The organism is Mycobacterium sp. 48b, assembly GCF_048282725.1.
GTDB lineage: Bacteria > Actinomycetota > Actinomycetes > Mycobacteriales > Mycobacteriaceae > Mycobacterium.
Genome location: NZ_JBLVUL010000001.1, coordinates 3,312,801 through 3,338,545 on the forward strand (window position 1 = coordinate 3,312,801; position 25,745 = coordinate 3,338,545).

The window sequence follows — 25,745 nt, forward strand, 5'->3', positions numbered from 1 at the left end:
CGCAGTGGGTGATGTTAATAAGGGCGTATAACCAATTCACTGGGAGTCCGGATGAAGCACACGTTCGACGTCATCAGCGCGGCAGAGCACGATCGGCTCGAAGCACTCTATGAGCCCTTCGCCCAGGCGATGCGCGAACTCGTCGATGCCGGAGTGCGCACCCAGGTGGATCCGCAGACCATCGCCGACGCGACCGCAGCCGTCGAGGCCGTCACCGCCTCGCTGCGTCGTGAGCAGCGCGACGGCCCGCACGCCATGCTGCATGCCGAGACCAACCGCCCGGTGGTGTGGGCGAATCCGGTCGTCGGATTACGCAACGCGCTGGCCCCGCCGCTGGTGATCGAGCACGCCGACGACGGCAGCTGCTGGAGTGAATTCGTGCTGGGCGCCGCCTACGAGGGGCCGCTGGGGTGGGTGCACGGCGGCATCTGCGCGCTGGTGCTCGACCATATTCTCGGTGAGGTGGCCAGTGGCGGACTGAACGAGCCGCGCTACACCGGGACCATCACCTGCCGGTACCGCCGAGGCACGCCGCTGGGTCCGCTGCGCGCCGAGGCCCACATCGACCGGACCGAAGGCGTGAAAACCTTTGCGCGCGGCCATATCAGCGACGCCGACGGGATCACCGTCGAGGCTGAGGGAGTCTTCATCACGCCGGCATGGGCGCGGGACGCCGGATGAAGTTCTACGTGAGCATGGCCTTCATGGACACCCGGGAGGCCGTCGAGGTGGCCAGGGCCGCAGACGATCTCGGCTACGACGGGATGGGCATCCCTGATCATGTGGTGAACCTGGAGACGCTGAATACGCCGTATCCCTACACCAAGGACGGCAAGCGGCGCTGGGAGGCGTTCACCGACTGGCCGGACCCGTGGGTGATGATCGGGGCGCTGGCGCTGGTCACCACCCGGCTGAAGTTCGTCACCACCGTCTACCTGCCCGCGATGCGTGACCCGTATTCGGCAGCGAAAGCCATTGGCACCGCGGCATATCTGGCCGGCGGACGGCTGGAACTCGGTATCGGGGTCGGCTGGTGCGAGGAGGAGTTCGAGCTGCTGGGTCAGCAGTTCGCCCGGCGTGGCAAGCGCACCGACGAGATGCTCGAACTGATGAAGCGGCTGTGGGAGCCCGGCTGGACCGAGTTCTCCGGCGAGTTCTACTCCACGCCTCGCCTCGAGATGGAGCCCACGCCGCCGCAGATACCCATCTATGTCGGCGGGCTGTCCGACATCGCGCTGCGCCGTGCGGCGCGGCACGACGGCTGGATCGGCGATCTGATCTCCACGGAGGCCGCGTTGCAGCGGGTCGACCGGCTTCGAGATCTGCGGGCCGAAAAGGGTTTGACGATGGATGATTTCACCATCATCACGCCGCTGACCGATGCCTTCACCCCCGAGCATTACGCGCGCGCGGAAGCCGGTGGCATCCAGGGCATCATCACCATGCCCTGGATGTTCTACTCCGGCCCCGGCGCGACGCTGGCCGAGAAGATCGACGGACTCAAACGGTTCCGCAAGGATCTCGCGCTGGACTAGGTGCGCTTTCTGAGCGCCGTGTCCAACGCGTATGCGCCACCGCCGATTGCGGCCAGCAGCAGGAAGCCGAAGCAGTACAGCACGGCGAGTTCGCCGCCGTTCTCGATCGGCAACAGGCCCTTGGGCTGATGCTCGGTGAAGTAGGCGAACGCCATCTGTCCCGCGGCGATGAAGGCGGCGATGCGGGTGAACAGCCCCACCATGATGAGCAGGCCGAGCACCAGCTCCAGGACGCCGGCGTACCAGTACGGCCAGGTGCCCACCGGGACGGCACCGCTTCCCGAATCAACGGGCCAGGCGAAGAGTTTCGATGCGCCGTGGATGGTGAACAGAAAACCGAACACGACACGGAACAGGCTGATGACAGCGGGCGAAATCGAGCTCAGTCGGGTGTCCAGGTTGGTTGTCATGGGCCGAGAATACGCGCAGCTCGCAGAAAACTCACAGCTCCAGCAACAGTGTTACCGGTCCGTCATTGACCAGTTCCACCCGCATATCCGCACCGAAAACCCCCGTTTCCACAACCGCGCCCAACTTCCGCAGCGCATCGGCAAATTCGGCGACCAGGGGTTCGGCGACGGCGCCCGGTGCTGCCGCGTTCCAGGACGGGCGCCTGCCCTTGTCGGTGTTGGCGTACAAGGTGAACTGACTGATCACCAGGATGGGAGCGCCGACGTCGGCTGCGGATTTCTCGCCGTCGAGAATCCGTAACTGCCAGAGCTTTTCGGCCATCCGTCGGGCCTTGGCGGCATCGTCGTCATGGGTCGCGCCGACCAGGGCCAGCAGCCCCTGCGGGTTGGGCTCGATGGCGCCGACGACTTCACCGTCGACCGCGACGCTCGCCGATGTCACCCGCTGCACCAGAACACGCATCGGTCCATTGTGCGGGGGAGTGCCGCGAGTTCTACGCCTGGGCTGCGATTCTCGAGGTTCGACGACCCTGGTGTGGAAAGCGGCGGCCCCTGGACACGAAAAAGCCGGGTAGTCCCGAAGGAACTACCCGGCTTTTTCGTGCCTTACGACTCCGACTAAACGTCGCGTCGGCGGTGCCTTACGACTTACACGTCGTAGTAGAGCGAGAACTCGTACGGGTGAGGCCGGATCTGGATCGGCATGATCTCGTTCTCCCGCTTGTAGGAGATCCAGGTCTCGATCAGGTCCTCGGTGAAAACGCCACCCTCGGTGAGGTACTCGTGGTCCTCTTCGAGGCGGTCGATCACCGCGGCCAGCGAGGTCGGGGCCTGCGGGATGTTGGCGGCCTCGTCCGGCGGCAGCTCGTAGAGGTCCTTGTCGACCGGGGCCAGCGGCTCGATCTTCTTCTTGATGCCGTCGATGCCGGCCATCAGCATCGCCGAGAAGGCCAGGTACGGGTTACCCGAGCTGTCCGGGCAACGGAACTCGAGGCGCTTGGCCTTCGGGTTGTTGCCGGTGATCGGGATACGGACACAGGCCGAACGGTTGCGCTGGCTGTACACCAGGTTGATCGGGGCCTCGTAGCCCGGCACCAGGCGCTTGTAGGAGTTCACCGTCGGGTTGGTGAAGGCCAGCAGCGACGGGGCGTGGTGCAGGATGCCGCCGATGTAGTGGCGCGCCATGTCGGACAGGCCCGCGTAGCCGGACTCGTCGTGGAACAGCGGCTTGCCGTCCTTCCACAGCGACTGGTGGGCGTGCATGCCCGAGCCGTTGTCGCCGAACAGCGGCTTCGGCATGAACGTGACGGTCTTGCCGTTCGCCCACGCGGTGTTCTTGATGATGTACTTGAACAGCAGCACGTCATCAGCCGCGGCCAGCAGCGTGTTGAACTTGTAGTTGATCTCGGCCTGGCCGGCGGTGCCCACCTCGTGGTGGCCGCGCTCCAGGGTGAACCCGGCGTTGATCAGGTTGGTCGACATCTCGTCGCGCAGGTCGACGTAGTGGTCGTACGGCGCCACCGGGAAGTAGCCGCCCTTGGGGCGAACCTTGTAGCCACGGTTGGCCGAGCCGTCGGCCTCGAAGGGCTCGCCGGTGTTCCACCAGCCGGACTCGGAGTCCACCTCGTAAAAGGTGCCGTTGATCTTCGAATCGAAGCTCACCGAGTCGAAGATGTAGAACTCGGCCTCGGCGCCGAAGAAACAGGTGTCGGCGATACCGGTGCTGGCCAGGTAGTTCTCCGCCTTGCGGGCCACGTTGCGCGGGTCGCGGGAGTACGCCTCACGGGTGAACGGGTCGTGCACGAAGAAGTTCAGGTTCAGCGTCTTGGCGGCGCGGAACGGGTCGATGCGCGCGGTGTCGGGGTCCGGCAGCAGCATCATGTCGGATTCGTGGATCGACTGGAAGCCGCGGACCGACGAGCCGTCGAACGCGAGGCCGTCCTCGAAGACGCTCTGGTCGAACGCCGAGGCCGGAATCGAGAAGTGCTGGACGACGCCGGGCAGATCGCAGAAGCGAATGTCGACATACTCGACGTTCTCGTCCTTGATCAGCTTGAAGATGTCGTCGGACGTCTTTTCTGCCACTGAGTGTTCTCCTTTACTGGTAACCCGCGGGTTGACGCTAAGGACACGATGTTGCGCAGTCGTCAACCATATGTTGCGCGCAAGTTACGCGATGACCGTTCTTTGTGACGTGAGCTACTGACCGTCTCACAACCGGCCCCGCCTATTCTTGCCATATGGCGCGCACGATGGGAACTTGGCTGTCCGGACCCGGACCTTTCGACGCCGGCGACGGCGAGGACGGGCAGGACGGCCAGGGCAAATACCCCGGTGAGCGCCTCGGCCTGCCCGAGTCCGGGCCGGGCTCGCTGGCCCGGATGGGCCGGCGGCTCGGTGCGCTCCTGATCGATTGGCTGGTGGCCTACGGGCTGGCCGGCCTGGTAATGGCCATGGGCCTGATCTCACTGCCGATGCTGTCCACGGCCGTGCTGGTGATCTGGATGGTGCTGGGCACGGTGGCGGTGCGGCTGTTCTCGTTCACACCGGGGCAACTCGCTGTCGGGCTGGCCGTGGTGCCGGCCGACGGCCGCGACCGGATCGGCATCGTGCGGGCGTTCCTGCGGGTGGTGTTGATCGCACTGGTGATCCCGCCGCTGGTTTCCGACAGTGATCTGCGCGGCCTGCACGACCGGCTGACGTTCACCGCGGTGGTGCGCCGCTAGCGCGGTCAGTCTCGTCGCGTGCGTAACGCCACGGCGAAAAATCCGCCGTCAGGCCGCCATGGCGTTACAACCGACGAGGGTCAGCGCCGGCGGGCGGTGCGCTGCACACCGCGCATCTTCGCACCGGCGGGCATCGGACCCTTGGGCAGGCCGGCCGGGCCGGTCTTGGTCCCCAGCGCGGCCAGCCGGGACTCGATCGAGTCCATCTGCTTGACGGTGATGTTCGCCGGCAGCTTGTTCAGGTGACGTTCCAGCTTGGACAGCGGCACTTCGTCCTCACCGTTGCCGACCACGATGTCGTAGATCGGGATGTCGCCGACCAGACGCGCCGTGCGCTTCTTCTCCTGCGCCAGCAGCGGCTTGACCCGGTTGGCCGAACCTTCGCCGACGAAGATCACACCCGGGCGGCCGATCACCCGGTGCACAGCGTCGAAGTGACCGGTCGCCGCGACACCGGGGGTCACGCGCCACTTGCCGCGCAGATTGTCCAGCGCCCAGGCAGCGGCACCCGTCTGGCCCTCGGCCTTGAGGTACACCGACTTCTGAGCTCGCCGGCCGAAGATGATGAAGGCGACGAGCGCGCCCAGCACCACGCCCAGCGGGATGAGCGTGTACATCGTGAACCCGCCGATGAGCAGACCGGCAACCACCGCCGCGGCCACGATCAGCACGAACGCGCCGATCATGTACGGCAGCAGGCGCTTGTCCTCTTTGCGCTGGATCTGGAATGCCTGCCACAGCTGACTGCGCCGCTGCTTGGAGGCCGCCTTACGGGCAGCCTTCGCCTCGGCCTTTGCCGCTTTGGTTTCTGCGGCAGTGCGGGTTTTCGCCATTACATCAGGATACGGGGGGCTGATCGGCGAACCGAACCCGCGCGGCCTGGGCATAGAGCCTGCCCGCACGGTAGGACGAGCGCACCAGCGGTCCGGCCAGCACACCGGCGAATCCGAGGCCCTCGGCATAGCTCGACAGTGCGACGAACTCGTCGGGGTGCACCCAACGTTCCACCGGATGGTGGCGCGGGGACGGCCGCAGGTACTGGGTGATGGTGACGATGTCGCAGCCCGCCTCGTGCAGGTCGCGCAGGGCGGTGTGCACCTCGTCGATGGTCTCGCCCATCCCGAGGATCAGGTTGGACTTGGTGACGAGGCCGAAGTTGCGGGCAGCGGTGATCACCGCGAGGCTGCGGTCGTAGCGGAAGGCCGGACGGATCCGCTTGAAGATGCGCGGCACCGTTTCGACGTTGTGCGCGAACACTTCTGGGCGTGACTCGAATACCTCGGCCAACTGGTCCGGGTCGCCGTTGAAGTCAGGGGCCAGCAACTCCACGCCGGTGTTCGGGTTGAGCCGTTTGATGTAGCGGACGGTTTCGGCGTACAGCCACGCCCCGCCGTCGGGCAGGTCGTCGCGTGCCACGCCGGTCACGGTGGAGTAGCGCAGACCCATCGCCTGAACGCTCTCGGCCACCCGGCGCGGTTCGTCGCGGTCCAACTCGGCCGGCTTGCCGGTGTCGATCTGGCAGAAGTCACACCGCCGGGTGCACTGCTCGCCGCCGATCAGGAACGTCGCCTCCCGGTCCTCCCAGCATTCGAAGATGTTGGGGCAGCCGGCCTCCTCGCACACCGTGTGCAGGCCTTCGCGGCGCACCAGGCCCTTGAGCTCGGTGTACTCCGGGCCCATCTTGGCCCGGGTCTTGATCCACGGTGGCTTGCGTTCGATGGGCGTCTGCGCGTTCCGCACTTCCAGACGCAGCAGCTTCCGTCCCTCAGGAACCACACTCACCGGATCATCCTACTTTCAGAGCTACTTCCAGCCGTCCGTCGAGCGCATCGCACACGGCCGCGGCGATGCGGTCGGTGACATCCTCGACGGTGATGCGACGGCCGAGTTCGGCCGTCAGTGACGTCACACCGGCATCGGCGATCCCGCACGGCACGATCGAGGAGAACGCCGACAGGTCGCAGTCACAGTTCAGTGCGAACCCGTGCAGCGTCGTCGCCCGGGACACCCGGATCCCGATCGCCCCGACCTTGCGGGCCGGCCGCAGGCCGTCGCCTGCCACCCAGACGCCCGAGCGTCCCTCGACCCGGCCCGTTTCCAGGCCGAGATCCGCACACACGCTGATGAGGGCTTCCTCAAGGCGCCGAACGAAATTCACCACATCCAGCGGCTCGGTCAGCCCGATGATGGGGTAGCCCACCAGCTGTCCGGGACCGTGCCAGGTGATCTTGCCGCCGCGGTCGGTGTCGACGACAGGCGTGCCGTCCACGGGGCGCTCGTGTGGCTCGGTGCGCTTACCCGCGGTGTAGACGGCCGGGTGCTGAAGCAGCAGCAGCGTGTCAGGACCGCCGGCCACCCGGGCGTCGGCGATCTCCCGCTGCAGCTCCCAGGCGGCTTCGTAATCGAGAGTGCCCACTCGCCGCACCTCGACGGAACCGGCGGTCGAGCGGATGGATGTCACAGCCTCGACGGTACGCCCCGGCGGCGCAGAGACACCCGTCACAGGTCTTTGGGCGCGGTCGCGTAGGCCAGCGCCTCGCCGACCGTGTTGTGGTGAAAGGTGAAGCCGGCGCGTTCCAGTGCGGCGGGAATGGCGCGCTGGCCCACGAGCAGCCCCTCGTCGGCGATCTCACCCAGCAGCGTGCGCAGTGCGAACGCCGGAACCATCACCGGAGTGGGGCGGTTGACGGCGCGGCCCAGTGCGGCGGTGAACTCGGCGTTGGTCACCGGGGCCGGTCCGGTGAGATTGACCGGGCCCGAAAGGTTTTCGTTCGCCATCGCGAACAGCACCGCGCGGACCTCGTCCTCCAGGCTGATCCACGGGATGTACTGCCTGCCGTTGCCGAGCCGGGCACCAAGGCCCAGCGAGAACAGCGGCTTGAGCCGGTTCACCATGCCCCCGGACGGGGCCATCACCAGCCCGGTACGCAGCAGCACGACCCGCGTCCCGGCCGCGACGGCGGGCGCGGTGGCCGCTTCCCAGTCCGCGCACAACCCGGCCAGGAATCCTCGGCCTTCGGGCGCGGACTCGTCGGTCACCCGGTCTCGGGTGTCGCCGTAGTAGCCGACCGCGCTCGCGTTGATCAGCACCGGAACCCCGGCGTCGGCCACGGCCCCGGCCAGCACCTCGGTGGGCCCGATCCGGCTGTCGCGCAGGCTCTGCTTGAAGGCGCCCGACCAACGCTTGTCGCCGACGCCGACGCCGCAGAGGTTCACCACCGCGTCGACGCCGTGCAACGCGCCGGCGTCGAACTCCCCGGTGTCGGGGTTCCAGAACAGCTCGTCGCCGTTCGATGGTGCCCTGCGAACGATCCGGAGTACCCGGCGATCGGCGGCGCGCAGCGTCGACACCAGCGCCGAACCGATCAGACCGGATGATCCCGCTATCGCGATGACGGCATCCGCCACAGTGGGGAGCCCCTCCTAACGGCCCTTACAGCCCGAGGTCGGCCTCGAAAGCACCTTCTTCGAGCCTGCGCTTGATGGTGGTCACGAATCGGCCGGCGTCGGCGCCGTCGATCAGTCGGTGGTCGTAGGTCAGCGGCAGGTAGCACACCGACCGCACGCCGATCGACTCGTTGCCGTAGGCGTCGGAGATCACCCGCGGACGCTTGACGATCGCCCCGGTGCCCAGCATCGCCGCCTGCGGCGGAACCAGGATCGGGGTGTCGAACAGCGCGCCCTGGCTGCCGATGTTGGTGATGGTGAACGTGCCGCCGGACAGCTCGTCGGGCTTGAGGTTGCCCGACCGGGCCCGCGCCGCGATGTCGGAGATGGCGCGTGCCAGCCCGCCCAGCGACAGATCGCCGGCGTTGTGGATCACCGGTGACAGGAGACCCTGGTCGGTGTCGACCGCGAAGCCGAGGTGCTCGGCGTCGTAGTAGGTGATCTCCTTGGTGTCCTCGTTGTAGCTGGCATTGATGTTCGGGTGGATCTTCAGCGCGTCGATGACGGCGCGGGCGATGAACGGCAGGTAGGTGAGGTTGACACCCTCGCGCTCGGCGAAGTCCGCCTTGGCCCGGGCCCGCAACGCCACGATCTTGGTCATGTCGACCTCGTGAGTCTGCGTCAGCTGAGCCGTCGCCTGCAACGACTCGCGCGTCTTCTTCGCGGTGATCTGGCGAATCCGGTTGGCCTTCTGCGTTGTTCCGCGCAGGTGCGCCAGGGCCGGAGCCGGTGCCGCCGACGCGGCGGGTGCGGGGGCTGCTGCCGGTGCGTCGGCGGGAGTGGCAGGAGGAGCCTGCTGCGCCTTTGCGGCCTCGGCTGCGGCGAGCACATCCTGCTTACGGATACGACCGCCGACGCCGGTGCCCTTCACATCCGCGAGGTCGACGCCGTTCTCCGCGGCCAACTTTCGCACCAGCGGGGTGACATATGGTGAGCCGTCCCCGGCGGGGGCGGCGGCTGCGGCCGGGGCAGCCGGTGCAGCCGGGGCGGCTGCGGGAGCCGGAGCGGCAGGTGCGGGCTCGGCCTTGGGCTCGGGCTTCGGCTCTGGTTTCGGTTCGGGCTTGGGCTCAGGTTTCGGTTCGGGCTTGGCTTCGGGGGCGGGCGCTTCGGGAGCGGGTGCGGCGGCCGGCGCGGCCGACGCGTCCCCGATCTTGGCCAGCTCGCCGCCGACTGCGACGGTGTCGTCCTCCTCCGCGGTGATCGACAGCAGGGTGCCGGCCACGGGGGACGGGATCTCGGTGTCGACCTTGTCGGTGGACACCTCGACCAGCGGCTCGTCGACACCGACGGACTCGCCGACCTTCTTGAGCCACCGGGTGACCGTTCCCTCGGTGACCGACTCACCCAATTCGGGCATCACGACGGAGGTGGCCGAACCGGACGCGGCGGCGGGAGCGGCCGACGGGGCCGGCTGTGCCGGGGCGGCAGGCTCGGGGGCCGCGGTCTCGGCCGGCGCGGCCGATGGCTCGGTGGCCTGCGGCTCGGGTTCGGGCTTGGATTCCGGCTCCGGGGATTCCGATGGTGCTGCCGAGGCCTGCTCAGAGGCGTCGCCGATGACCGCGAGCTCGCCGCCGATCTCGACGGTGTCGTCCTCCTGGGCGACGATCTTCGTCAGTACGCCTGCGGCGGGTGACGGGATTTCGGTGTCGACCTTGTCCGTGGACACCTCCAGCAGCGGCTCGTCGAGTTCGACGGTGTCGCCCTCCTGTTTAAGCCAGCGGGTGACGGTCCCCTCGGTGACGCTCTCACCTAGCGCGGGCATCTGGACGGAGATGGCCATGTATTGACTCCTCGGACGGTCACTTGTGACGACTCGAACTCTGGCTTACCACAGCTAGGTGCACCGGGTACGGCACCTAGGTGGATTGTCGGAACCATCCTGTCACTGCAGCACCATTCGCACTCACTCAGGGTTGCTCCGAGCTCTGGCACTATCGAGTGAGGGTTTGCAGGGCAGTTCGTCGAACTTCCCCAGAGCAGAGGAGACCGATCCGTTGGGGTTGTTCGATGCGTTCCGCCGGGGTGGCTCGGCGCGCGGATCCGGCGCCGACACGGGCGAGGATCTGCGGTATCTGCAGCGCTGGGTGGCCGAGCACGTCGGCGTCGAGGCATTCGTGGAACCCCGCACCACCGTCACCGAGGTGACCGTCGTGTTGGTTGCTGCGGACGGGGAATGGACGCGTCGCCGCGCCGGTGGTGAGGCCGGCGCGCGCCGGCTCAGCGACCGGTTGCAGATCCCGGTGTACGACGTGCAGAAGGTCGGTTATCCGCAGCGGATGCGCGACCACGACGCCAGGCGGCGCATCGAACGGGAGCGCGCCGTGCGCCGGGAACTCGACGACCGTTAGAGTCAAGGCAGCCGATACCTCCGGTATTGGATACTGTTCGTTACAGGTACCTCGTGGAGGGGTGGACTATGGAGCGCTTCGTCGTCAGCTCGGACGGAACCCGCATCGCGGTGTACGAACAAGGGGATCGGCAGCGCCCCACGCTGGTGATGGCGCACGGATGGCCGGATTCGCACGTGTTGTGGAACGGCGTGACCGGTGAACTGGGGGACCGCTTCCACATCGTGCGGTACGACAACCGCGGTGCCGGGGCCTCGGACGTTCCCAAGCCCGTCGCCGCCTACCGCATGGATCGCTTCGCCGACGACCTGTCCGCGGTGATCGACGCGGTCAGCCCCGGACGCCCCGTGCACGTCCTGGCCCACGACTGGGGATCGGTGGGGGTCTGGGAGTACCTGAGCCGCCCCGAGGCCGGCGAGCGGGTGGCATCCTTCACGTCGGTGTCCGGACCGAGTACCGACCACTACGGCTCGTTCGTCCGCGGCCGGCTGGCCCGTCCGTACCGACCGATCCGCTTCGCCAAGGCGGTCAACCTGGCATCGCGCTTCAGCTACTGGATCCCGTTCTCGGTCCCCGTCATCGCGCCCGCGCTGATGCGGCGCGGCGCGGCGCGGCGACTGCAGGCCATCGACACCGCAGGCCCCAAATTCCAGTCCGAAACGCTCGACATCGATGCGGCGAACGGACTGAAGATCTACCGTGCCAACGCGGTTCGCTCGTTCACGACGCTGCGCAACGACCACTATGTGACGGTGCCCGTGCAGTTGATCTGCAACGACCACGATCCCGTGGTGCGCGGACACGGCTATGACGAGTCATCCAAGTGGGTGCCGCTGCTGTGGCGCCGGGACCTGAAAGCCGGTCACTGGGCGCCGTTCTCGCACTGGCGGGCCATCGCCACCGCGACAGCCGATCTGATCGATCACATCGAGGGTGCCCCGGCATCGCGGGCGTTGCGGCGGGCCCAGGTCGGCCGGTCCCGCGAAACCTTCGGCGACACCCTCGTTTCGGTGACCGGTGCGGGCAGCGGCATCGGGCGCGCCACCGCGCTGGCCTTCGCCGCGCAGGGCGCCGAACTCGTGGTCAGTGATATCGACAAGGATGCGGCGGCGGCCACAGTTGACGAGATCGCCGCGCGCGGCGGGGTGGCACACGCCTATGGGCTCGACGTGTCCGACGCTGAGGCCGTCGAGAGTTTCGTCGAGGAGGTCTGCACCACCCACGGGGTGCCCGACGTCGTGGTCAACAACGCGGGAATCGGCCACGGCGGCAAGTTCCTCGACACCCCGCCCGATCAGTACGACCGGGTACTCGATGTCAACTTCGGCGGAGTCGTCAACTGCTGCAGGTCATTTGCCCGACGGATGGTCGACCGTGGAACCGGCGGTCACATCGTCAACGTGGCCTCGATGGCCGCCTATTCGCCGTCGGCATCGATGAACGCGTACTCGACCAGCAAGGCGGCGGTCTTCATGTTCTCCGACTGCCTGCGTGCCGAATTGGACTCGGCGGGAGTTGGTTTGACGACGATCTGTCCCGGCGTCATCGACACCAACATCATCGACACCACCCGCTTCGACGTCCCCGCCGAGAAGCAGGGCCAGGTCGAACAGCTTCGCGCCCAGACCAAGAAAGCCTTCGCCGCACGACGCTACGGACCCGACAAGGTGGCCAAGGCCATCGTCGCGTCCGTGGCCAAGGGCAAGGCGATCCGCCCCGTCACCCCTGAGGCCTACGCCGCCTACGGGGTGTCGCGACTGGTTCCGTCGGCATTGCGCCGGCTGGCGCGGTCGGGCTCGCTCTAGCCGCTACTGCGGATGCGCGGTCAGGTACTCGCCGACCGGTATCCGCGATTCGGCGGCGTACCCGATGGGCAACAGCACGTCGCCTGCCGTCGAGACGTAGTACACGTCCCAGCGGTAGAACGCGCCGAATGCCGCCGGGTCGGCGGTCATCGCGGCGGCATAGTCGTTGACCGCCCGTACGTACGCGTCGGCGTTGTTGTACCGGAACAGGGCGTGATCCGGATCGTTCGCAAAACCGTTGGCGGCCAGGTAGTTACCCGCTGCCATGATGCTGTCCCGGGGGGAGTGGATATCGCCGCCCATGCCGTACGCCGCAAAGGTCGACGGCATGAACTGCATCGGTCCCTGTGCTCCGGCCGAGCTGTCGCCGGTCACGCTGCCGAAGTGTGTCTCGATCAGGTTGATCGCGGCGAGGTGGCTCCAGCCGACACCGGAGGCGGCTTCGGCGTCGCGGTAGGCGCTGAGTAACACCTCGGGCGGCGGCGGGGAACTGATGCGCCACGCGGGCAGCGTGTCCTTGGGCTCGGCCAGGGTGGCGAGCTGCCGCCGCGCGTCGACATTGCGGTCGTAGAAGGCGACGAGTTCGGCCGGGATGCGGGGCCGGATGATCGTGTCCCACTCGGGGTGGCGGCCGATCGCACGGTAGGCCACCTGTTGGCGGCGCGCGGCCTGGGTCAGCGCCGCGTCGGGTGTCGCAGGGTCACGCAGCGCCCGCTCGTCGGCAACCAGATCGTCGGCGAGCCGGCCCGGCTCCTGAGCCAGGCGCGGTTGGGCACCGGCCGGGACAGTCGCCGTGGTGGTACTCGGGCGCGTCGCCGAGGTCGTGCTCGGGGCAGCGGACGGCGGAGGGTCCGATGATCCCGAACAGCCGGCGAGCACGACACCCAACGCGAACACGATGGCGAGATCGCGGGCGATACCCGCGGTCGTGTTCGCATTGGGCGAGAACATGATCAGCCGTTCGCGGCGATATCCTCCAGGACCGCGAACATGGTGCGGGTCGGCACTCCGGTGCCGCCCTTGGGGGTGTAGCCCCACGGACCGCCGGTGTTGTATGCCGGTGCGGCGATGTCGATGTGCGTCCACTGGACCCCGTCGGCCACGAACTCACGCAGGTAGGTGCCCGCCACCAGCATCCCGGCGTAGCGTGACCCGCTGACGTTCGCCAGATCGGCCACCGTCGACTTCAGATCGTCCTTCAGTTCCTCGGGAAGCGGCATCGCCCAACCGTTTTCACCGACAGACTGCGACAGCGTCGCGACCCGGTCACGGAACTCTTCGCTACCCATGACGCCCGGAGTGCGCGAACCCAGCGCGACCGTCTGCGCGCCGGTCAGCGTCGAGGTCTCGATCAGGTAGTCCGGGTCGTCCTCGCAGGCCCGCACGATCGCGTCGGCCAGGATCAGCCGGCCCTCGGCGTCGGTGTTGAGCACCTCGACGGTGATCCCGCCGTACTGCGTGAGCACGTCGCCCGGGCGCTGCGCGGTCGCCGACGGCATGTTCTCGGCCATCGGCACGGTGGCGATGACGTCGATGGGCAGTTTCTGCTTGGCGGCCAGCACCACGGTCGCGATGACCGCCGCCGCACCCCCCATGTCGGAGGTCATGTGATGCATGTTGGCGGCCGGTTTGATCGAGATGCCGCCGGTGTCGAATGTGATGCCCTTGCCGACCAGTGCGACGCGCTTACGCTTCTTGCCCGCGCCCCGGTGGATCAACCGCACCAGACGCGGCGGGCGTGAGGACCCCTTGCCGACTCCCACGATGCCGCCATAGCCCGCCTTGGTCAGCGCCTTGTCGTCGAGCACCTCGACCTCAAGACCGGCTTCCTCGCCCAAAGCCTTTGCACGCTTGGCGAATTCGTCGGGGAACAGGTGGCTGGGTGGAGTGTTGACAAAGTCGCGGGCCGCCGCGACCGCCGAAGCGATGTCCACCGCGCGCTGCGCCTGAGCCTTGGTGGCCGCCTTGGTGTCGGCCGTCAACGCGACGATCGCGGTCAGGCCGGCGTCCTTGGGCGCGGTCTTGGCGCTGCGGAAGTCGTTGAATCGGTAGGCGCCCAGGATCAGGCCCTCGACGGCGGCCTCCAGGTCGATGTCGGACAGCGTGGTGATGACGGTCTCGGTGCCGTTCAGTGACCGCGCGGCGGTGCCGGCCGCCCGGCGGATCGCATCGGCGGACCACTCGTCGCGCGGCTTGCCCAGGCCCACGGCCAGCACGCTGGCGACCGGGAGCGATGGCGCGGGCACCCGGGTGACCTGGTCGGTGCCGCCCTTCGCGCCGAGTGCCTCGAGCGCGACCTCGATCTCGCCGATCGCCTCGGCATCGAGGAACGGGTTGGCGACGACGGTGGCGGTGGCGTCGTCATCCTGCCCGCTGACCACGGGAACGATCAGCACGGCGTCGCTCTTGCGTTTGGGCAGCGACGCACTGACGGTGACGTTGGGAACCTGGTAACCGGGATTTGCGGAGCTCACCCCGACCACCCTAGTCAGGCTGTCGTGTGCCCACCGGGTACGACGCTGCCGGGTCGTCGCCCTCCTCGACATCTCAGTGCGGAAGGTACAGCGGATACGCCGTGACCGGCGCGGCGAAACCCTTCAGGGTGAGCGAGCGAGGCGGCGCGAACGTCTCCCCGTCGAGGAGCTCACGCAGCGGTTCGGACACCAGGACCTGGCTGGGTTCGGCGGCGGCGACGAGGCGGGCCGCCCGATTCACCGAATTGCCGAAGTAGTCGCCGCCGATGGCCAGCACCTCGCCGAAGTCGAGCCCGGCGCGCACCTGCAGGTGGGTCTCGGCGGCCCGGGGGTGGGTCACCAGGTCCACGGCGACCTGTAGCAGCTCGGCGGGTTCGGACCCGACCCACATGATGGCGTCGCCGATGAACTTGACGACGCGGCAGCCGGCGGCGTGCACGATCCCGGTGCTGGTCGCGCTGAACTCGTTGAGCAGTGCCGAGAGTTCGCTGCTGGTCAGCATCTGGGTGAGCGCGGTGAACCCCGACAGATCGGCAAAACCGATGCCGCACACCGTATCCGACGAACCCTCTGGGAGCACGTGCTCGAAGTAACGGCGCGCACTCATCACGTGGTGGCGGTGCACGGCGTCGATCATCGAGCCGATCCGTGGGATGAACCCCGCGGCCGCCCGGTAGGCCTTGGCGGTGGTGAGCTCGTCATGGGTGAGGTCGAGACGGAGGTCGGGCGTGCTGGCGCGGCTCATCGTGAACAACGCTTCGGCCAACCGAGCCATACCCGAACCGATCACGCGCAGCAGGCCGGTGGCCTCGACATCGCCGACCAGCACCCGCAACTCCGCCCAGGTGCGCAACGTCTCCACATCGGCACGGCTGAGGGTCTTCACATCGCAACCGGCCACCGTCAGACCCAGCGCGGCCCATGCCCGCTGAACATCTTCCAGCGGGAGGCCGATCTCGGCGGCCACGTCGGCCAGACAGTATTTCGGCGGCCCTGACCACTGCAGGACATCCCCGGCCAGCCCGAACAACCGGCCGCGGGACTCTGCCTCGATCATCTGCTCGGCGGTGAAACCCAACCCGTCCAGGTACTCGATGAGCGGGGCGCGCCCATGCGCATCGGAGACCCCGGCGGCGGCCAGTGCATCGAAATCGACCACCAGACCAGTGTGCAGTTTGATGGTGTGATTACGCGGGCAGATGGCGCGTGCAGATTAGGGTGGGGCCGTGAGTGACGACCTGCTGCACGGACCGTTGGAAGACCGCCATCGCGAACTGGGGGCCAGTTTCGCCGAATTCGGTGGCTGGCTGATGCCGGTGTCCTACGCCGGCACGGTCTCCGAACACAACGCCACTCGCGACACCGTCGGCCTCTTCGATGTCAGCCACCTCGGAAAGGCACTGGTCAAGGGGCCCGGCGCGGCGGCCTACGTCAACTCGGCCCTCACCAACGATCTGAACCGGATCGGACCGGGCAAAGCGCAGTACACCTTGTGCTGCAAAGACAACGGAGGCGTGGCGGGCGTCATTGATGACCTGATCGCCTACTACGTCTCCGACGACGAGATCTTCCTCGTGCCCAACGCCGCCAACACCGCCGCGGTGGTCGCCGAACTCAAAAAGCACGCTCCTGACGGGCTCACCATCACCGACGAGCATCGCTCGTATGCGGTGCTGGCGGTGCAGGGGCCGAAATCCGCCGAGGTGCTCGGGGCGCTGGGGCTGCCCACCGAGATGGATTACATGGGCTACGCCGACGCCGAGTACGACGGTGTGTTCGTCCGGGTGTGCCGCACCGGCTACACCGGTGAACACGGCTACGAGCTGCTGCCGGCCTGGGACCGGGCCGGCGTGGTGTTCGACGCCCTGGTGGCGGCGGTGCGCGCGGCCGGCGGCGAACCCGCGGGCCTGGGAGCCCGCGACACGCTGCGCACCGAGATGGGCTACCCGCTGCACGGCCACGAGCTCTCCCTCGACATCTCGCCGCTGCAGGCCCGCTGCGGCTGGGCGATCGGCTGGAAAAAGGACGCGTTCTGGGGACGGGACGCGCTGCTGGCCGAGAAGGAGGCCGGCCCCGCCCGGGTACTGCGCGGCCTCAAGGCCGTCGGCCGCGGGGTGCTGCGCGCCGATCTCGCGGTGCTCGACGGGGACACCCGGATCGGCACCACCACGTCGGGGACGTTCTCGCCGTCACTGAAAGTCGGTATCGCACTGGCTCTCGTCGACACCGCCCACGACGTGGCCGACGGGCAGCGGGTGAGTGTGGACGTGCGTGGCCGCGCCGTCGAATGTGAAGTGGTCAAGCCACCCTTCGTGGCCCCGCACACCCGCTGAGGCCCCCGCTCCCGCGGGGAAATGCGTTGGCGATCGGGCGATACAATCGCTGCATGACTAGCGGCCATCTCGAGTTCACGGTTTCAGCCAACGCGAATCCGGCGACCGATGCGGTACGCGAATCCATTCTGGCCGACCCGGGCTTCGGCAAGTTCCACACCGACCACATGGTGACCATCGACTACACCGCCGGGCAGGGCTGGCACGACGCCCAGGTGGTGCCGTACGGCCCGATCGAGCTCGATCCCTCGGCCATCGTCCTGCACTACGCGCAGGAAGTGTTCGAAGGGCTCAAGGCATACCGCTGGGCGGACGGCTCGATCGTGTCGTTCCGGCCGGAGTCCAACGCAGCGCGGCTTCGTGCCTCGTCGCAGCGGCTGGCCATCCCGGAACTTCCCGAGGACGTGTTCATCGAATCGCTGCGCCGGCTCATCGCGGTCGACGAGAAGTGGGTGCCCGCGGCCGGCGGTGAGGAGTCGCTGTACCTGCGGCCGTTCGTGATCGCGACCGAGCCGGGGCTGGGTGTGCGGCCGGCCAACGAGTACCGCTACCTGGTGATCGGTTCACCGGCCGGGGCGTACTTCAAGGGCGGCATCAAGCCGGTCAGCGTGTGGCTGTCGCACGAATACGTGCGTGCCTCGCCCGGCGGCACCGGGGCGGCCAAGTTCGGTGGCAACTACGCGGCCTCGCTGCTCGCCCAGGCGCAGGCCGCCGACAACGGATGCGACCAGGTGGTGTGGCTGGACGCGCTGGAGCGCCGCTACGTCGAAGAGATGGGCGGGATGAACCTGTTCTTCGTGTTCGGCAGCGGAGGTTCGGCGCGGCTCGTGACGCCCGAGTTGTCCGGCTCGCTGTTGCCGGGCATCACGCGGGATTCCTTGCTGCAGTTGGCCACCGACGCCGGGTTCGCGGTCGAGGAACGCAAGATCGACGTCGACGAATGGCAGAAGAAGGCCGCCGCAGGTGAGATCACCGAGGTGTTCGCCTGCGGTACCGCCGCGGTGATCACCCCGGTGTCGAAGGTCAAGTACGGCAGTTCCGAGTCGCCAGAAGAGTTCACCATCGCCGACGGGCAGCCGGGCGAGATCACCATGGCGCTGCGCGACACCCTGACCGGGATCCAGCGGGGCACCTTCGCCGACACGCACGGCTGGATGGCCCGGCTGAACTAGCCGATCGCCAACCCGAGCGCGGTCAGCGTCGTCGTCACCTCGACGGCGAAGCCCAGCACGTCGCCGGTTATACCGCCGAACCGCCGCACGCAGTGGGCGACCAGCAGCGCCGCAGCGCCCACCGCGACCAGCACCACGGCCGGGCCCTGCCACATCCGCGGGCCCGCCCATGCGGCCAGCGCGGCGACGGCGATCACCCAGGCCGCCGCCACCGCGACCGGCTGGGTGCCCGCCACGGCGCCGCCCAGTGAGCTGCCCGCGGCCGCGGGCACCGGGCGACGGCAGGCGACCACCGCCGCGACCCGGCCGGCGGCGACGGCGACGACGACGGACAAGGCGTTGAGTTGAGCGAATGTGAATGTCTGACAACCGATCACGACGATCACCGCGGCGACGCCGAACGGGCCGGCCGAGCCCTCACGCATGACGGCCAGTGCCCGCTCCGGCGGGCCGTAACACCCCAGGCCGTCGACCGTGTCGCAGAAGCCGTCGATGTGCAGCCCCCGGGTGGCCAGCAGCAGAACGGCGACGGCCAGCAGGCCGGGCAGAGCACTGCCGGGGCCGAATGCCCACTGACCACCGGCCACGACCGCGGCGGCAAGCCCGCCGAGCGCCAGCCCGACCACCGGCAGGGCCGCCAGCGCGCCCCGGCCGATGCCGGCCGAGGTACGTACCGGCAGGACCGTCCCGAATGCGAAAGCCCCGCCGAGCGCGGCAATCATGGTGTCTCTTCGGAGATTCCGGCCTGGTCGAACGTGGCCATCGAGGCCAGGGTGGCGATGGCGGCGCGCACGATCGGCAACGCCACCGCGGCGCCGGTGCCCTCGCCCAGGCGCATGCCGAGGTCGACGATCGGATCCAGCCCCAGGTGTGACAGCGCCAGGCTGTGAGCCGGCTCGGTCGACCGATGCCCGGCCTGCCACCATGCCCGCGCACCCGGTGCCAACTGTTCGGCCACCAAGGCCGCGGCCGTCACCACCAAGCCGTCCAGCAGCACCGGGGTCCGCCGGATCGCGGCCTGGGCGAGGAAACCCGCCATGGCGGCCAGGTCGGCACCGCCGCAGACCCGCAGGAGCCCCAGCGGATCGCTGGTCACGGCGCGGGCCCGGTACAGCGCGTCACGCACGGCCCCGGCCTTGCGCATCCAGCCGTGGTCGTCGATGCCGGTGCCGCGGCCGACCACCACGACCGGCTCGGCGCCGGTCAGTGCGGCCACCAAAGTCGTTGCAGCCGTGGTATTTCCGATTCCCATATCGCCTGCGATGAGCAGGTCGGCGCCGCCGTCGACCTCCTCGTCGGCGATCTGGCGCCCCGCTGAGATCGCAGTCGCCGCGTCCTTCTCACTCAGTGCATCCTCGACCGCGATGTTGCCCGAGCCGCGGCGCACCTTGTGGGCGCCGATCGCGGGGGAGAGTGGTTGTTCGCAGTCGACGGCCATGTCGGCCACCCGCACGCTGGCCCCGGCCACCTCGGCCAGCACGTTGATCGCGGCACCGCCCGCGTCGAAGTTGGCCACCATCTGACCCGTCACCGCCGACGGGAAGGCCGAAACTCCTGCGGCCGTGACCCCGTGGTCAGCGGCGAACACCACCACGCGCGCCCGGGTGAGCGGCCGCGGCGGACATACGCCCTGGCACGAGGCTGCCCAGATCGACAGTTCCTCGAGACGGCCCAGTGAGCCGGGCGGTTTGGTCAGCCGGGCCTGCCGGGCCCGCGCCTGTGCGGCGACGTCGGCATCCGGTGCGGCGACCGGGGGGAAGGCCGCATCGAATTCGGTCATGACGGCTCCTTCACCGTGAGCGGTTGGCCGGCCACCACCAGCACCACGCGGTCGCACACCGCGGCCAGGCGCTGGTTGACGGTCCCCAGTTCGTCGGCGAACCGGCGCCCCGCCTCGGTTGCGGGGACCACGGTCAGCCCGACCTCGGGGCTGACGAGCACCAGGGGAGCGGTGAATGCGTCCACGGCCCGCACGAGCGCGTCGACCTCGGGACCCACAGGTTGTCCGGTCCAGGCGCCGACGCGGTCCATGGTCGCGGTCAGCCAGCCGCCGATGTCGTCGACGAGTGTCGCGTCGCCGGATGCGTGTGCGTCCGCAGCAAGGGTGGCCACAAGATCATGGGTCTCGACCGTGCGCCAGTGCGGGGGACGGCGGACCTGATGTGCCCCCACGCGGCGAGCCCAGGCCGGATCGCTGTCGGCGGCGGGCCCCGTGGCCACGTAGCGCACGGGCACGCCGTCGCCGGCGGCGCGCGTCACGGCCGCCTCGGCCCACTGGGATTTACCGGAGCGGATGCCGCCGAGCACCAGTGTGCGCACCGGTCACTCCGCCTGACATGGCATCAAGAGATCTTGTCGCCGCGCTCGACCACAGGCCGCGGCGCCCGCATGCGGCGCAGCTGCGAGGCCCGGCTGGCCGCGTAAAGTCCGAGCTTCCAACCGCTTTCGGTGTTGTCGGGGAATTTCTCGTCGACCATGTGGTTCACCTTGCGGCCGACGATGAATCCGTCGATCAACATGATGACGACCAGGATCAACATCGCGTAGGACAGGATCTGCTGGAACTTCAGCGACGGCAGCGCGAGCATGAAGAAGATCATCGCCAGGGCGGCGGGCATGAACAGGCCCAGCACATTGCGGCGGGAGTCGACGATATCGCGGACGTAGCGGCGGACCGGGCCCTTGTCGCGGGGGAGCAGGTAGGACTCGTCGCCGGCCATCATCTTCTCGCGGCGGTCGGCCATGTCGGCGCGGCGGGTGAGTCGCTCGATCTTGCGCTCTTCCTTGGACAGCTTCGGCCCACGCAGCTCCTTGCGGCGCTGACGGGCCTCGGCGGAGGTCAGGGGCGCGGGTGCGACCGGGCCGCGCCGCTTGGTGGCCTCGCTCCGTTTGGGCGTCGGCCTGCCCTTGGGGGCGGTGCCCGGGTTGGCGCCGCCGGGCTCTGTCGATGCGGCGGCCCCGTCGACATTCGTGACCTGGTCGGTCACGGCGGGATCGCCTTCGTTGTCCTTCTTACGGCCCAGCAGCTTCACGCCAGCCAGGTTACTGCCCGCCGCAGGTGGCCTGGCCACATGCCCCGGCCTGTGGATAAGTCGGGAATAGCGGCGGAACAAGGTACCGTTGAGGTAGTAGACGCGCGGGTACGTCCACGCGTTTCCTACGTACTTCAGCTGTACCGGCATCAGAGATGCCCAGGGATGCTTAGGGAGAGCCATGACTGTTCAGGACGCCACCACCACCGAAACCCACGGTGTGACCCTGTCCGACGCTGCGGCGACGAAGGCGAAGGCGCTGCTGGACCAGGAAGGCCGCGACGACCTCGCGCTGCGGATCGCTGTCCAGCCGGGCGGTTGCGCCGGCCTGCGCTACAACCTGTTCTTCGACGACCGCGCCCTCGACGGCGACCTCACCGCTGAGTTCGGTGGCGTCAAGCTCGTCGTGGACCGCATGAGCGCGCCGTACGTCCAGGGCGCCACCATCGACTTCGTCGACTCGATCGAGAAGCAGGGCTTCACGATCGACAACCCCAACGCCACCGGCTCCTGCGCCTGCGGCGACTCCTTCAACTGACGTGAGCTGACGGCCGGCGGTCAGTATTGACCGCTGGTGCGCAGCACGTACGAGCACACCAGAACCTGCTCGTCTTTGCCGTTTCTTTGCACCAGCAGCTGTGCCACGCCCTGTTGTTCCTCGTTGACGGGGCGTTGCCCGCGCGTCGACCCGCTGGCCGGCGCCACCCGCATGGTGAACAGCACCTGCGCCTGGGTGGTGGACCACGGCACGTTCGCGTCGATTCCGGTCACCTCGACCTGGCTGAACTGCTTGCGGAACGCGTCGCTGGCCAGGCCGGCCACCGCGAGATCGGCCTTGCGGTCCTTGACGCCGTCGTACAACCCGCACAGCGTGTGGCGCGCAACCGCTTCTTCGTCCCCGTCGAGCAGCGCGTTGAGGTATTCCTGGATCGCGGCCTGGGCGCGGGTGTCCGAGACCACGACCGGTGCCGAGGGACCTCGGCGGCCGGCCACCAGCACGGCGGTCAGCACACCCGCGAGTGCGGCCACCACCAGCAGACCCGCGACGATCTTGGGCCAGCGCCGCCGCGTCGGGTAGGGGACCGGAGGCGGCAGCGTCCCGGGATACGCGGACGGCCCCGCGGGCACCTGCTCGGGATATGGCTGAGGCGGAATCTGCTCGGGGTACTGGTAAGAACCAGTCATTGAAGGGCGCTCCCCGCGTGATCTGAAGGTTGGCCAGCCGTCTACGGTGACCGGGAATACGGTTATACGAAGGTTAGCGCAACCTGCGAAGCGCGACTGTGCGCACAGATCGCCGCCAGGCCGCGCGGGTACTGTTATGTAGCCGACGTAACGAAATGAGGGGTGACACCACGTGACCATCGCAGTTACCGGATCCATCGCTACCGACCACCTGATGCGGTTCCCGGGCAAATTCTCCGAGCAACTGCTGGCCGACCACCTGCAGAAGGTGTCGCTGAGCTTCCTGGTCGACGATCTGGTGATCCACCGCGGGGGCGTGGCGGGCAACATGGCCTTCGCGATCGGCATCCTCGGCGGCGACGTCGCGCTGGTCGGCGCCGCCGGTCAGGATTTCGCTGAATACCGGGCCTGGCTGGAGGGCGCCAACGTCGACTGCGGCAGCGTGCTGATCTCCGAGAGCGCCTACACCGCACGCTTCGTCTGCACCACCGACGAGGACATGGCCCAGATCGCGTCGTTCTACCCGGGTGCCATGTCGGAGGCGCGCAACATCGCGCTGGCCGATCTGGTGGACCGGGTGGGCAAGCCGGAACTGGTGATCATCGGCGCCAACGACCCCGAGGCGATGTTCCTGCACACCGAGGAGTGCCGCAAGCTCGGCCTGGCCTTCGCGGCCGACCCGTCACAGCAGCTGGCCCGGCTCTCCGGCGAGGAGATCCGCAAGCTCATCAACGGTGCCGCCTACCTGTTCACCAACGACTACGAGTGGGATCTGCTGCTGCAGAAGTCGGGGTGGAGCGAGGCTCAGGTGATGAGCCAGATCGGCATGCGCGTCACCACGCTGGGCGCCAAGGGCGTCGACCTGGTCAGCTCAGACGGCACGTTCGTGCACGTCGACGTGGTGCCCGAGAAGCATCAGGCCGACCCCACCGGTATCGGCGACGCGTTCCGCGCAGGCTTCCTCACCGGGCGCAGCGCCGGTTTGGGCCTTGAGCGCTCCGCCCAGCTGGCGTCGCTGGTCGCGGTGCTGGTCCTGGAGGCGACGGGGCCGCAGGAGTGGACCTGGGACGCGGCCGAGGCAGTGCAGCGCCTCACCGACGCCTACGGCGCCGAGGCGGGTGCCGAGATCGCCAAGGCGCTGGCCTGATCCAGCCGAACAGACAAAGAATGGCCCCGAAACCACGGTTTCGGGGCCATTCTGCTTCCACCCCGGTTGCGGGGGACTGTTCGCGGTCAGAGCTGCACCGGGTAGTGCGGTTCCTTGATCTGCGGGGTCACGCTGTGCTCGACGAAGATGGCGTGCCACAGCATGAAGATCAGCACGGTCCACAACCGCCGGCTGTGGTCGCTGACGCCGCTGCGGTGCTCGTCGAGCATGGTGCGCACGGCGGCGAGGTCGACATACTCCCCGGCCCCCGACGACGCGGTCATGGCGTAGGCCCAGTCCATCAGCTCGCCGGCGCGTAGCCAGTGCCGGATCGGTACCGGGAAGCCCAGCTTGGGCCGGTTGAGCACATGTGCGGGCACGACCGGCTCCAACGCGCGCCGCAGGGCGTACTTGGTCGTCGAACGGGTGATCTTCTGATCGACGGGCAGCCGGGACGCCACCGCGAACACCTCGGGGTCCAGGAACGGCACCCGCAGCTCCAGCGAGTTGGCCATCGTCATCTTGTCGGCCTTGACCAGGATGTCCCCGCGCAGCCAGGTGAACAGGTCGATGTGCTGCATGCGAGCCACCGGATCCCAGCCTTGCGACGCCGCGTACACCGGGGCGGTGACGTCGGTGTGCGTCCATTCCTGCCGGAAGCCCGGCAGCACCGCACGCAGCTGCTCGTCGGAGAAGCTGCGGGCATTGCCGTAGTAGCGCTCCTCGAGGGTCAGCGAGCCGCGGTGCAGCAGGCTCTTGCCGCGCATGCCCTCCGGCAGCGGCTTCGAAGCCTTGCCCAGTGACTTGCGCACGGGCCGCGGCAGATAGTCGAACGGCTTCAGCGACAACGGTTCCCGATAGATCGTGTATCCGCCGAACAGCTCGTCGGCGCCCTCCCCGGACAGCACCACCTTGACGTGCTTGCGCGCCTCGCGGGCGATGAAGAACAGCGGCACCAGCGCCGGATCGGCCACCGGCTCGTCCAGATACCAGACGATCTCGGGCAGCGCCTCGACGAACTCGGCCGGACTGACCACCTTGGCGACGTGCCGCGCGCCGATCGCCTCGGCGGAGGCCACGGCCACATCGACCTCCGAGAAGCCCTCACGCTCGAAGCCGGTGGTGAACGTGATCAGCCGGGGGTTGTGCCGCATCGCCAGCGCCGCGATCGCCGTCGAGTCGATGCCGCCGGACAGGAACGCACCCACCGTGACATCGGCGCGCATGTGCTTGGCGACAGAATCTTCGAGCGCGGCGGTGATCTCGTCGTACCGGGCCTGCTCGGACCCCTTGACGAACGGCACGGCGTTGAACTTCGGGACGAAGTAGCGGGTCACCTCGGGCCGGCCGCCGGGCCGCAACCGTGCGTAGCTGCCCGACTCCAGCCGGCGGATACCGCGGTGCAGCGTCTCGGGTTCGGGCACGTACTGCAGCACCGTGTAGTGCTGCACCGCCCGCTCGTCGATGCTCAGATCCAGGCCGAGCGGGCCGGCCAGGTCGAGCAGGCACTTCTTCTCGCTACCCACCGCGGTGCCGCCCGGCCCGGTGGCCATGAACAGCGGCTTGATTCCGAACGGGTCTCTGGCGCAGAACATTTCGCGCTCGACGGTGTCCCACAGCGCGAACGCGAACATGCCGCGGAGCCGATTCAGCGCGTCGGTACCCCAGTAGTGGTAGGCCGCGACGATGGCCTCGCCGTCGCCGTCGGTGTGAAACACGGCACCGAACTCGGCCCGCAGTGCCTCGCGGAGTTCCAGGTAGTTGTAGATCTCGCCGTTGAAAACGAGCACGTATCGGTCCGGCGCGTCGGCGGGTCCCCACCGCAACGGTTGGTGGCTGTGCGCGATGTCGATGATCGAGAGCCGGTTGAAGCCGAGCACCACGGTGCCGTCGCGCCCGTCGCCGGTCGCGTCGGCCCAGGTGCCGGGCTCGTCGGGACCCCGGTGACGCATCAGGTGGGAAGCGTTCGCCACCGCGTCGACCAGCGGAGATCCGGCGTCGGGGGAGGCGTCACCCGGGTGGGATCCGGTAGGGGCAGTTACCAAGGCGAGCAGTCCGCACACCGCGCCAGTATGTCTGATCCGGCGGGTCCCCGAGACCACCACCCGGGCCGTCGCGACGCCATTCCCGA

The 25,745-nt window shown here is 68.3% G+C and carries 26 protein-coding genes; 9 read left to right on the top strand and 17 right to left on the bottom strand.

Annotated features, from left to right (window positions below):
- Positions 1-51 precede the first annotated feature (51 nt).
- Together ACNQR1_RS16060 and ACNQR1_RS16065 are read left to right on the top strand one after the other, a co-directional pair.
- Entirely contained in the window at positions 52-681 is a 630-nt protein-coding gene (locus ACNQR1_RS16060) for a PaaI family thioesterase (protein WP_418047184.1), read from the top strand.
- Positions 678-1,535: a TIGR03619 family F420-dependent LLM class oxidoreductase gene (locus ACNQR1_RS16065; RefSeq protein WP_418050385.1), complete on the top strand. Its 858-nt coding sequence runs from the start codon at positions 678-680 to the stop codon at positions 1,533-1,535. The genes ACNQR1_RS16060 and ACNQR1_RS16065 overlap by 4 nt, the downstream gene beginning before the upstream one ends.
- Here ACNQR1_RS16065 and ACNQR1_RS16070 read toward each other — a convergent pair.
- The 3 genes from ACNQR1_RS16070 to glnA form a co-directional block, all read right to left on the bottom strand.
- A complete protein-coding gene (locus ACNQR1_RS16070) occupies positions 1,532-1,945 on the bottom strand; it encodes a DoxX family protein (protein WP_418047185.1) in 414 nt (137 codons plus the stop codon). The genes ACNQR1_RS16065 and ACNQR1_RS16070 overlap by 4 nt on opposite strands.
- Positions 1,946-1,976: 31 nt before the next feature.
- Positions 1,977-2,408, bottom strand: coding sequence for a D-aminoacyl-tRNA deacylase (gene dtd / locus ACNQR1_RS16075; protein WP_418047186.1), 432 nt, complete (start codon positions 2,406-2,408; stop codon positions 1,977-1,979).
- 185 nt (positions 2,409-2,593) lie between these two features.
- Positions 2,594-4,030, bottom strand: a complete 1,437-nt coding sequence (gene glnA / locus ACNQR1_RS16080) for a type I glutamate--ammonia ligase (RefSeq protein WP_418047187.1) — start codon at positions 4,028-4,030, stop codon at positions 2,594-2,596.
- 155 nt (positions 4,031-4,185) lie between these two features.
- Here glnA and ACNQR1_RS16085 point away from each other — a divergent pair, with 155 nt between their 5' ends.
- On the top strand, positions 4,186-4,671 hold the full coding sequence (locus ACNQR1_RS16085) for an RDD family protein (protein ID WP_418047188.1): 486 nt from the start codon (positions 4,186-4,188) through the stop codon (positions 4,669-4,671).
- Between the two features lie 80 nt (positions 4,672-4,751).
- On the opposite strand, the gene ACNQR1_RS16090 is transcribed toward ACNQR1_RS16085, so the two are convergent.
- The 5 genes from ACNQR1_RS16090 to sucB are packed head-to-tail and all read right to left on the bottom strand — an operon-like array spanning position 4,752 to position 9,898.
- Entirely contained in the window at positions 4,752-5,504 is a 753-nt protein-coding gene (locus tag ACNQR1_RS16090; RefSeq protein WP_418047189.1) for a DUF4191 domain-containing protein, read from the bottom strand.
- 4 nt (positions 5,505-5,508) lie between these two features.
- Entirely contained in the window at positions 5,509-6,453 is a 945-nt protein-coding gene (gene lipA / locus ACNQR1_RS16095) for a lipoyl synthase (RefSeq protein ID WP_418047190.1), read from the bottom strand.
- 4 nt (positions 6,454-6,457) lie between these two features.
- Complete coding sequence (gene lipB, locus ACNQR1_RS16100) at positions 6,458-7,132, bottom strand: lipoyl(octanoyl) transferase LipB (RefSeq protein WP_418047191.1); 675 nt, start codon at positions 7,130-7,132, stop codon at positions 6,458-6,460.
- Between the two features lie 38 nt (positions 7,133-7,170).
- Entirely contained in the window at positions 7,171-8,079 is a 909-nt protein-coding gene (locus ACNQR1_RS16105; RefSeq protein WP_418047192.1) for a TIGR01777 family oxidoreductase, read from the bottom strand.
- A gap of 25 nt (positions 8,080-8,104) precedes the next feature.
- Positions 8,105-9,898 (bottom strand): 2-oxoglutarate dehydrogenase, E2 component, dihydrolipoamide succinyltransferase, encoded by a 1,794-nt coding sequence (sucB, locus tag ACNQR1_RS16110; protein WP_418047193.1) that lies wholly within the window; start codon positions 9,896-9,898, stop codon positions 8,105-8,107.
- A gap of 214 nt (positions 9,899-10,112) precedes the next feature.
- Here sucB and ACNQR1_RS16115 point away from each other — a divergent pair, with 214 nt between their 5' ends.
- Positions 10,113-10,466, top strand: a complete 354-nt coding sequence (locus ACNQR1_RS16115) for an oxidoreductase (RefSeq protein ID WP_418047194.1) — start codon at positions 10,113-10,115, stop codon at positions 10,464-10,466.
- 68 nt (positions 10,467-10,534) lie between these two features.
- Positions 10,535-12,271, top strand: a complete 1,737-nt coding sequence (locus ACNQR1_RS16120) for an SDR family oxidoreductase (RefSeq protein ID WP_418047195.1) — start codon at positions 10,535-10,537, stop codon at positions 12,269-12,271.
- 3 nt (positions 12,272-12,274) lie between these two features.
- Here ACNQR1_RS16120 and ACNQR1_RS16125 read toward each other — a convergent pair whose 3' ends face one another.
- From ACNQR1_RS16125 to ACNQR1_RS16135, 3 genes are all read right to left on the bottom strand, one after another.
- On the bottom strand, positions 12,275-13,222 hold the full coding sequence (locus ACNQR1_RS16125) for a lytic murein transglycosylase (RefSeq protein WP_418047196.1): 948 nt from the start codon (positions 13,220-13,222) through the stop codon (positions 12,275-12,277).
- Positions 13,223-13,224: 2 nt separating this feature from the next.
- On the bottom strand, positions 13,225-14,745 hold the full coding sequence (locus tag ACNQR1_RS16130) for a leucyl aminopeptidase (protein ID WP_418047197.1): 1,521 nt from the start codon (positions 14,743-14,745) through the stop codon (positions 13,225-13,227).
- Between the two features lie 73 nt (positions 14,746-14,818).
- Positions 14,819-15,904 (bottom strand): adenylate/guanylate cyclase domain-containing protein, encoded by a 1,086-nt coding sequence (locus tag ACNQR1_RS16135; RefSeq protein ID WP_418047198.1) that lies wholly within the window; start codon positions 15,902-15,904, stop codon positions 14,819-14,821.
- A 67-nt stretch (positions 15,905-15,971) separates the two neighbouring features.
- Here ACNQR1_RS16135 and gcvT point away from each other — a divergent pair, with 67 nt between their 5' ends.
- Positions 15,972-17,078: a glycine cleavage system aminomethyltransferase GcvT gene (gene gcvT, locus ACNQR1_RS16140; protein ID WP_418047199.1), complete on the top strand. Its 1,107-nt coding sequence runs from the start codon at positions 15,972-15,974 to the stop codon at positions 17,076-17,078.
- 53 nt (positions 17,079-17,131) lie between these two features.
- Positions 17,132-18,250 (top strand): branched-chain amino acid aminotransferase, encoded by a 1,119-nt coding sequence (locus ACNQR1_RS16145; RefSeq protein ID WP_418047200.1) that lies wholly within the window; start codon positions 17,132-17,134, stop codon positions 18,248-18,250.
- Here the strand turns inward: ACNQR1_RS16145 and ACNQR1_RS16150 are convergent.
- The 4 genes from ACNQR1_RS16150 to ACNQR1_RS16165 are packed head-to-tail and all read right to left on the bottom strand — an operon-like array spanning position 18,247 to position 21,282.
- Entirely contained in the window at positions 18,247-18,972 is a 726-nt protein-coding gene (locus ACNQR1_RS16150) for an adenosylcobinamide-GDP ribazoletransferase (RefSeq protein WP_418047201.1), read from the bottom strand. The genes ACNQR1_RS16145 and ACNQR1_RS16150 overlap by 4 nt on opposite strands.
- A complete protein-coding gene (gene cobT / locus ACNQR1_RS16155) occupies positions 18,969-20,030 on the bottom strand; it encodes a nicotinate-nucleotide--dimethylbenzimidazole phosphoribosyltransferase (RefSeq protein ID WP_418047202.1) in 1,062 nt (353 codons plus the stop codon). The genes ACNQR1_RS16150 and cobT overlap by 4 nt, the downstream gene beginning before the upstream one ends.
- On the bottom strand, positions 20,027-20,569 hold the full coding sequence (locus ACNQR1_RS16160) for a bifunctional adenosylcobinamide kinase/adenosylcobinamide-phosphate guanylyltransferase (protein WP_418047203.1): 543 nt from the start codon (positions 20,567-20,569) through the stop codon (positions 20,027-20,029). The genes cobT and ACNQR1_RS16160 overlap by 4 nt, the downstream gene beginning before the upstream one ends.
- 23 nt (positions 20,570-20,592) lie before the next feature.
- Positions 20,593-21,282, bottom strand: coding sequence for a DUF3043 domain-containing protein (locus tag ACNQR1_RS16165; RefSeq protein WP_418047204.1), 690 nt, complete (start codon positions 21,280-21,282; stop codon positions 20,593-20,595).
- Between the two features lie 181 nt (positions 21,283-21,463).
- On the opposite strand from ACNQR1_RS16165, the gene ACNQR1_RS16170 reads away from it, so the two are divergent.
- On the top strand, positions 21,464-21,820 hold the full coding sequence (locus ACNQR1_RS16170; protein ID WP_029108748.1) for a HesB/IscA family protein: 357 nt from the start codon (positions 21,464-21,466) through the stop codon (positions 21,818-21,820).
- Positions 21,821-21,840: 20 nt separating this feature from the next.
- On the opposite strand, the gene ACNQR1_RS16175 is transcribed toward ACNQR1_RS16170, so the two are convergent.
- Entirely contained in the window at positions 21,841-22,467 is a 627-nt protein-coding gene (locus tag ACNQR1_RS16175) for a hypothetical protein (protein ID WP_418047205.1), read from the bottom strand.
- A 172-nt stretch (positions 22,468-22,639) separates the two neighbouring features.
- Between ACNQR1_RS16175 and ACNQR1_RS16180 the strand changes: the two genes are divergently transcribed.
- Complete coding sequence (locus ACNQR1_RS16180; RefSeq protein WP_418047206.1) at positions 22,640-23,614, top strand: carbohydrate kinase family protein; 975 nt, start codon at positions 22,640-22,642, stop codon at positions 23,612-23,614.
- A gap of 86 nt (positions 23,615-23,700) precedes the next feature.
- Here ACNQR1_RS16180 and asnB read toward each other — a convergent pair whose 3' ends face one another.
- Positions 23,701-25,677: an asparagine synthase (glutamine-hydrolyzing) gene (gene asnB / locus ACNQR1_RS16185; RefSeq protein ID WP_418047207.1), complete on the bottom strand. Its 1,977-nt coding sequence runs from the start codon at positions 25,675-25,677 to the stop codon at positions 23,701-23,703.
- Positions 25,678-25,745 lie beyond the last annotated feature (68 nt).

Excerpts from the sequence above, each read along its gene's own strand:
- ACNQR1_RS16060 (WP_418047184.1), top strand. The coding sequence starts at position 52 with ATGAAGCACACGTTCGACGTCATCAGCGCGGCAGAGCACGATCGGCTC.
- ACNQR1_RS16175 (WP_418047205.1), bottom strand. The coding sequence starts at position 22,467 with ATGACTGGTTCTTACCAGTACCCCGAGCAGATTCCGCCTCAGCCATAT.
- sucB (WP_418047193.1), bottom strand. The coding sequence starts at position 9,898 with ATGGCCATCTCCGTCCAGATGCCCGCGCTAGGTGAGAGCGTCACCGAG.
- ACNQR1_RS16120 (WP_418047195.1), top strand. The coding sequence starts at position 10,535 with ATGGAGCGCTTCGTCGTCAGCTCGGACGGAACCCGCATCGCGGTGTAC.
- ACNQR1_RS16085 (WP_418047188.1), top strand. The coding sequence starts at position 4,186 with ATGGCGCGCACGATGGGAACTTGGCTGTCCGGACCCGGACCTTTCGAC.
- ACNQR1_RS16070 (WP_418047185.1), bottom strand. The coding sequence starts at position 1,945 with ATGACAACCAACCTGGACACCCGACTGAGCTCGATTTCGCCCGCTGTC.
- cobT (WP_418047202.1), bottom strand. The coding sequence starts at position 20,030 with ATGACCGAATTCGATGCGGCCTTCCCCCCGGTCGCCGCACCGGATGCC.
- dtd (WP_418047186.1), bottom strand. The coding sequence starts at position 2,408 with ATGCGTGTTCTGGTGCAGCGGGTGACATCGGCGAGCGTCGCGGTCGAC.
- ACNQR1_RS16090 (WP_418047189.1), bottom strand. The coding sequence starts at position 5,504 with ATGGCGAAAACCCGCACTGCCGCAGAAACCAAAGCGGCAAAGGCCGAG.
- ACNQR1_RS16150 (WP_418047201.1), bottom strand. The coding sequence starts at position 18,972 with ATGATTGCCGCGCTCGGCGGGGCTTTCGCATTCGGGACGGTCCTGCCG.
- ACNQR1_RS16145 (WP_418047200.1), top strand. The coding sequence starts at position 17,132 with ATGACTAGCGGCCATCTCGAGTTCACGGTTTCAGCCAACGCGAATCCG.
- ACNQR1_RS16125 (WP_418047196.1), bottom strand. The coding sequence starts at position 13,222 with ATGTTCTCGCCCAATGCGAACACGACCGCGGGTATCGCCCGCGATCTC.
- ACNQR1_RS16065 (WP_418050385.1), top strand. The coding sequence starts at position 678 with ATGAAGTTCTACGTGAGCATGGCCTTCATGGACACCCGGGAGGCCGTC.
- ACNQR1_RS16170 (WP_029108748.1), top strand. The coding sequence starts at position 21,464 with ATGACTGTTCAGGACGCCACCACCACCGAAACCCACGGTGTGACCCTG.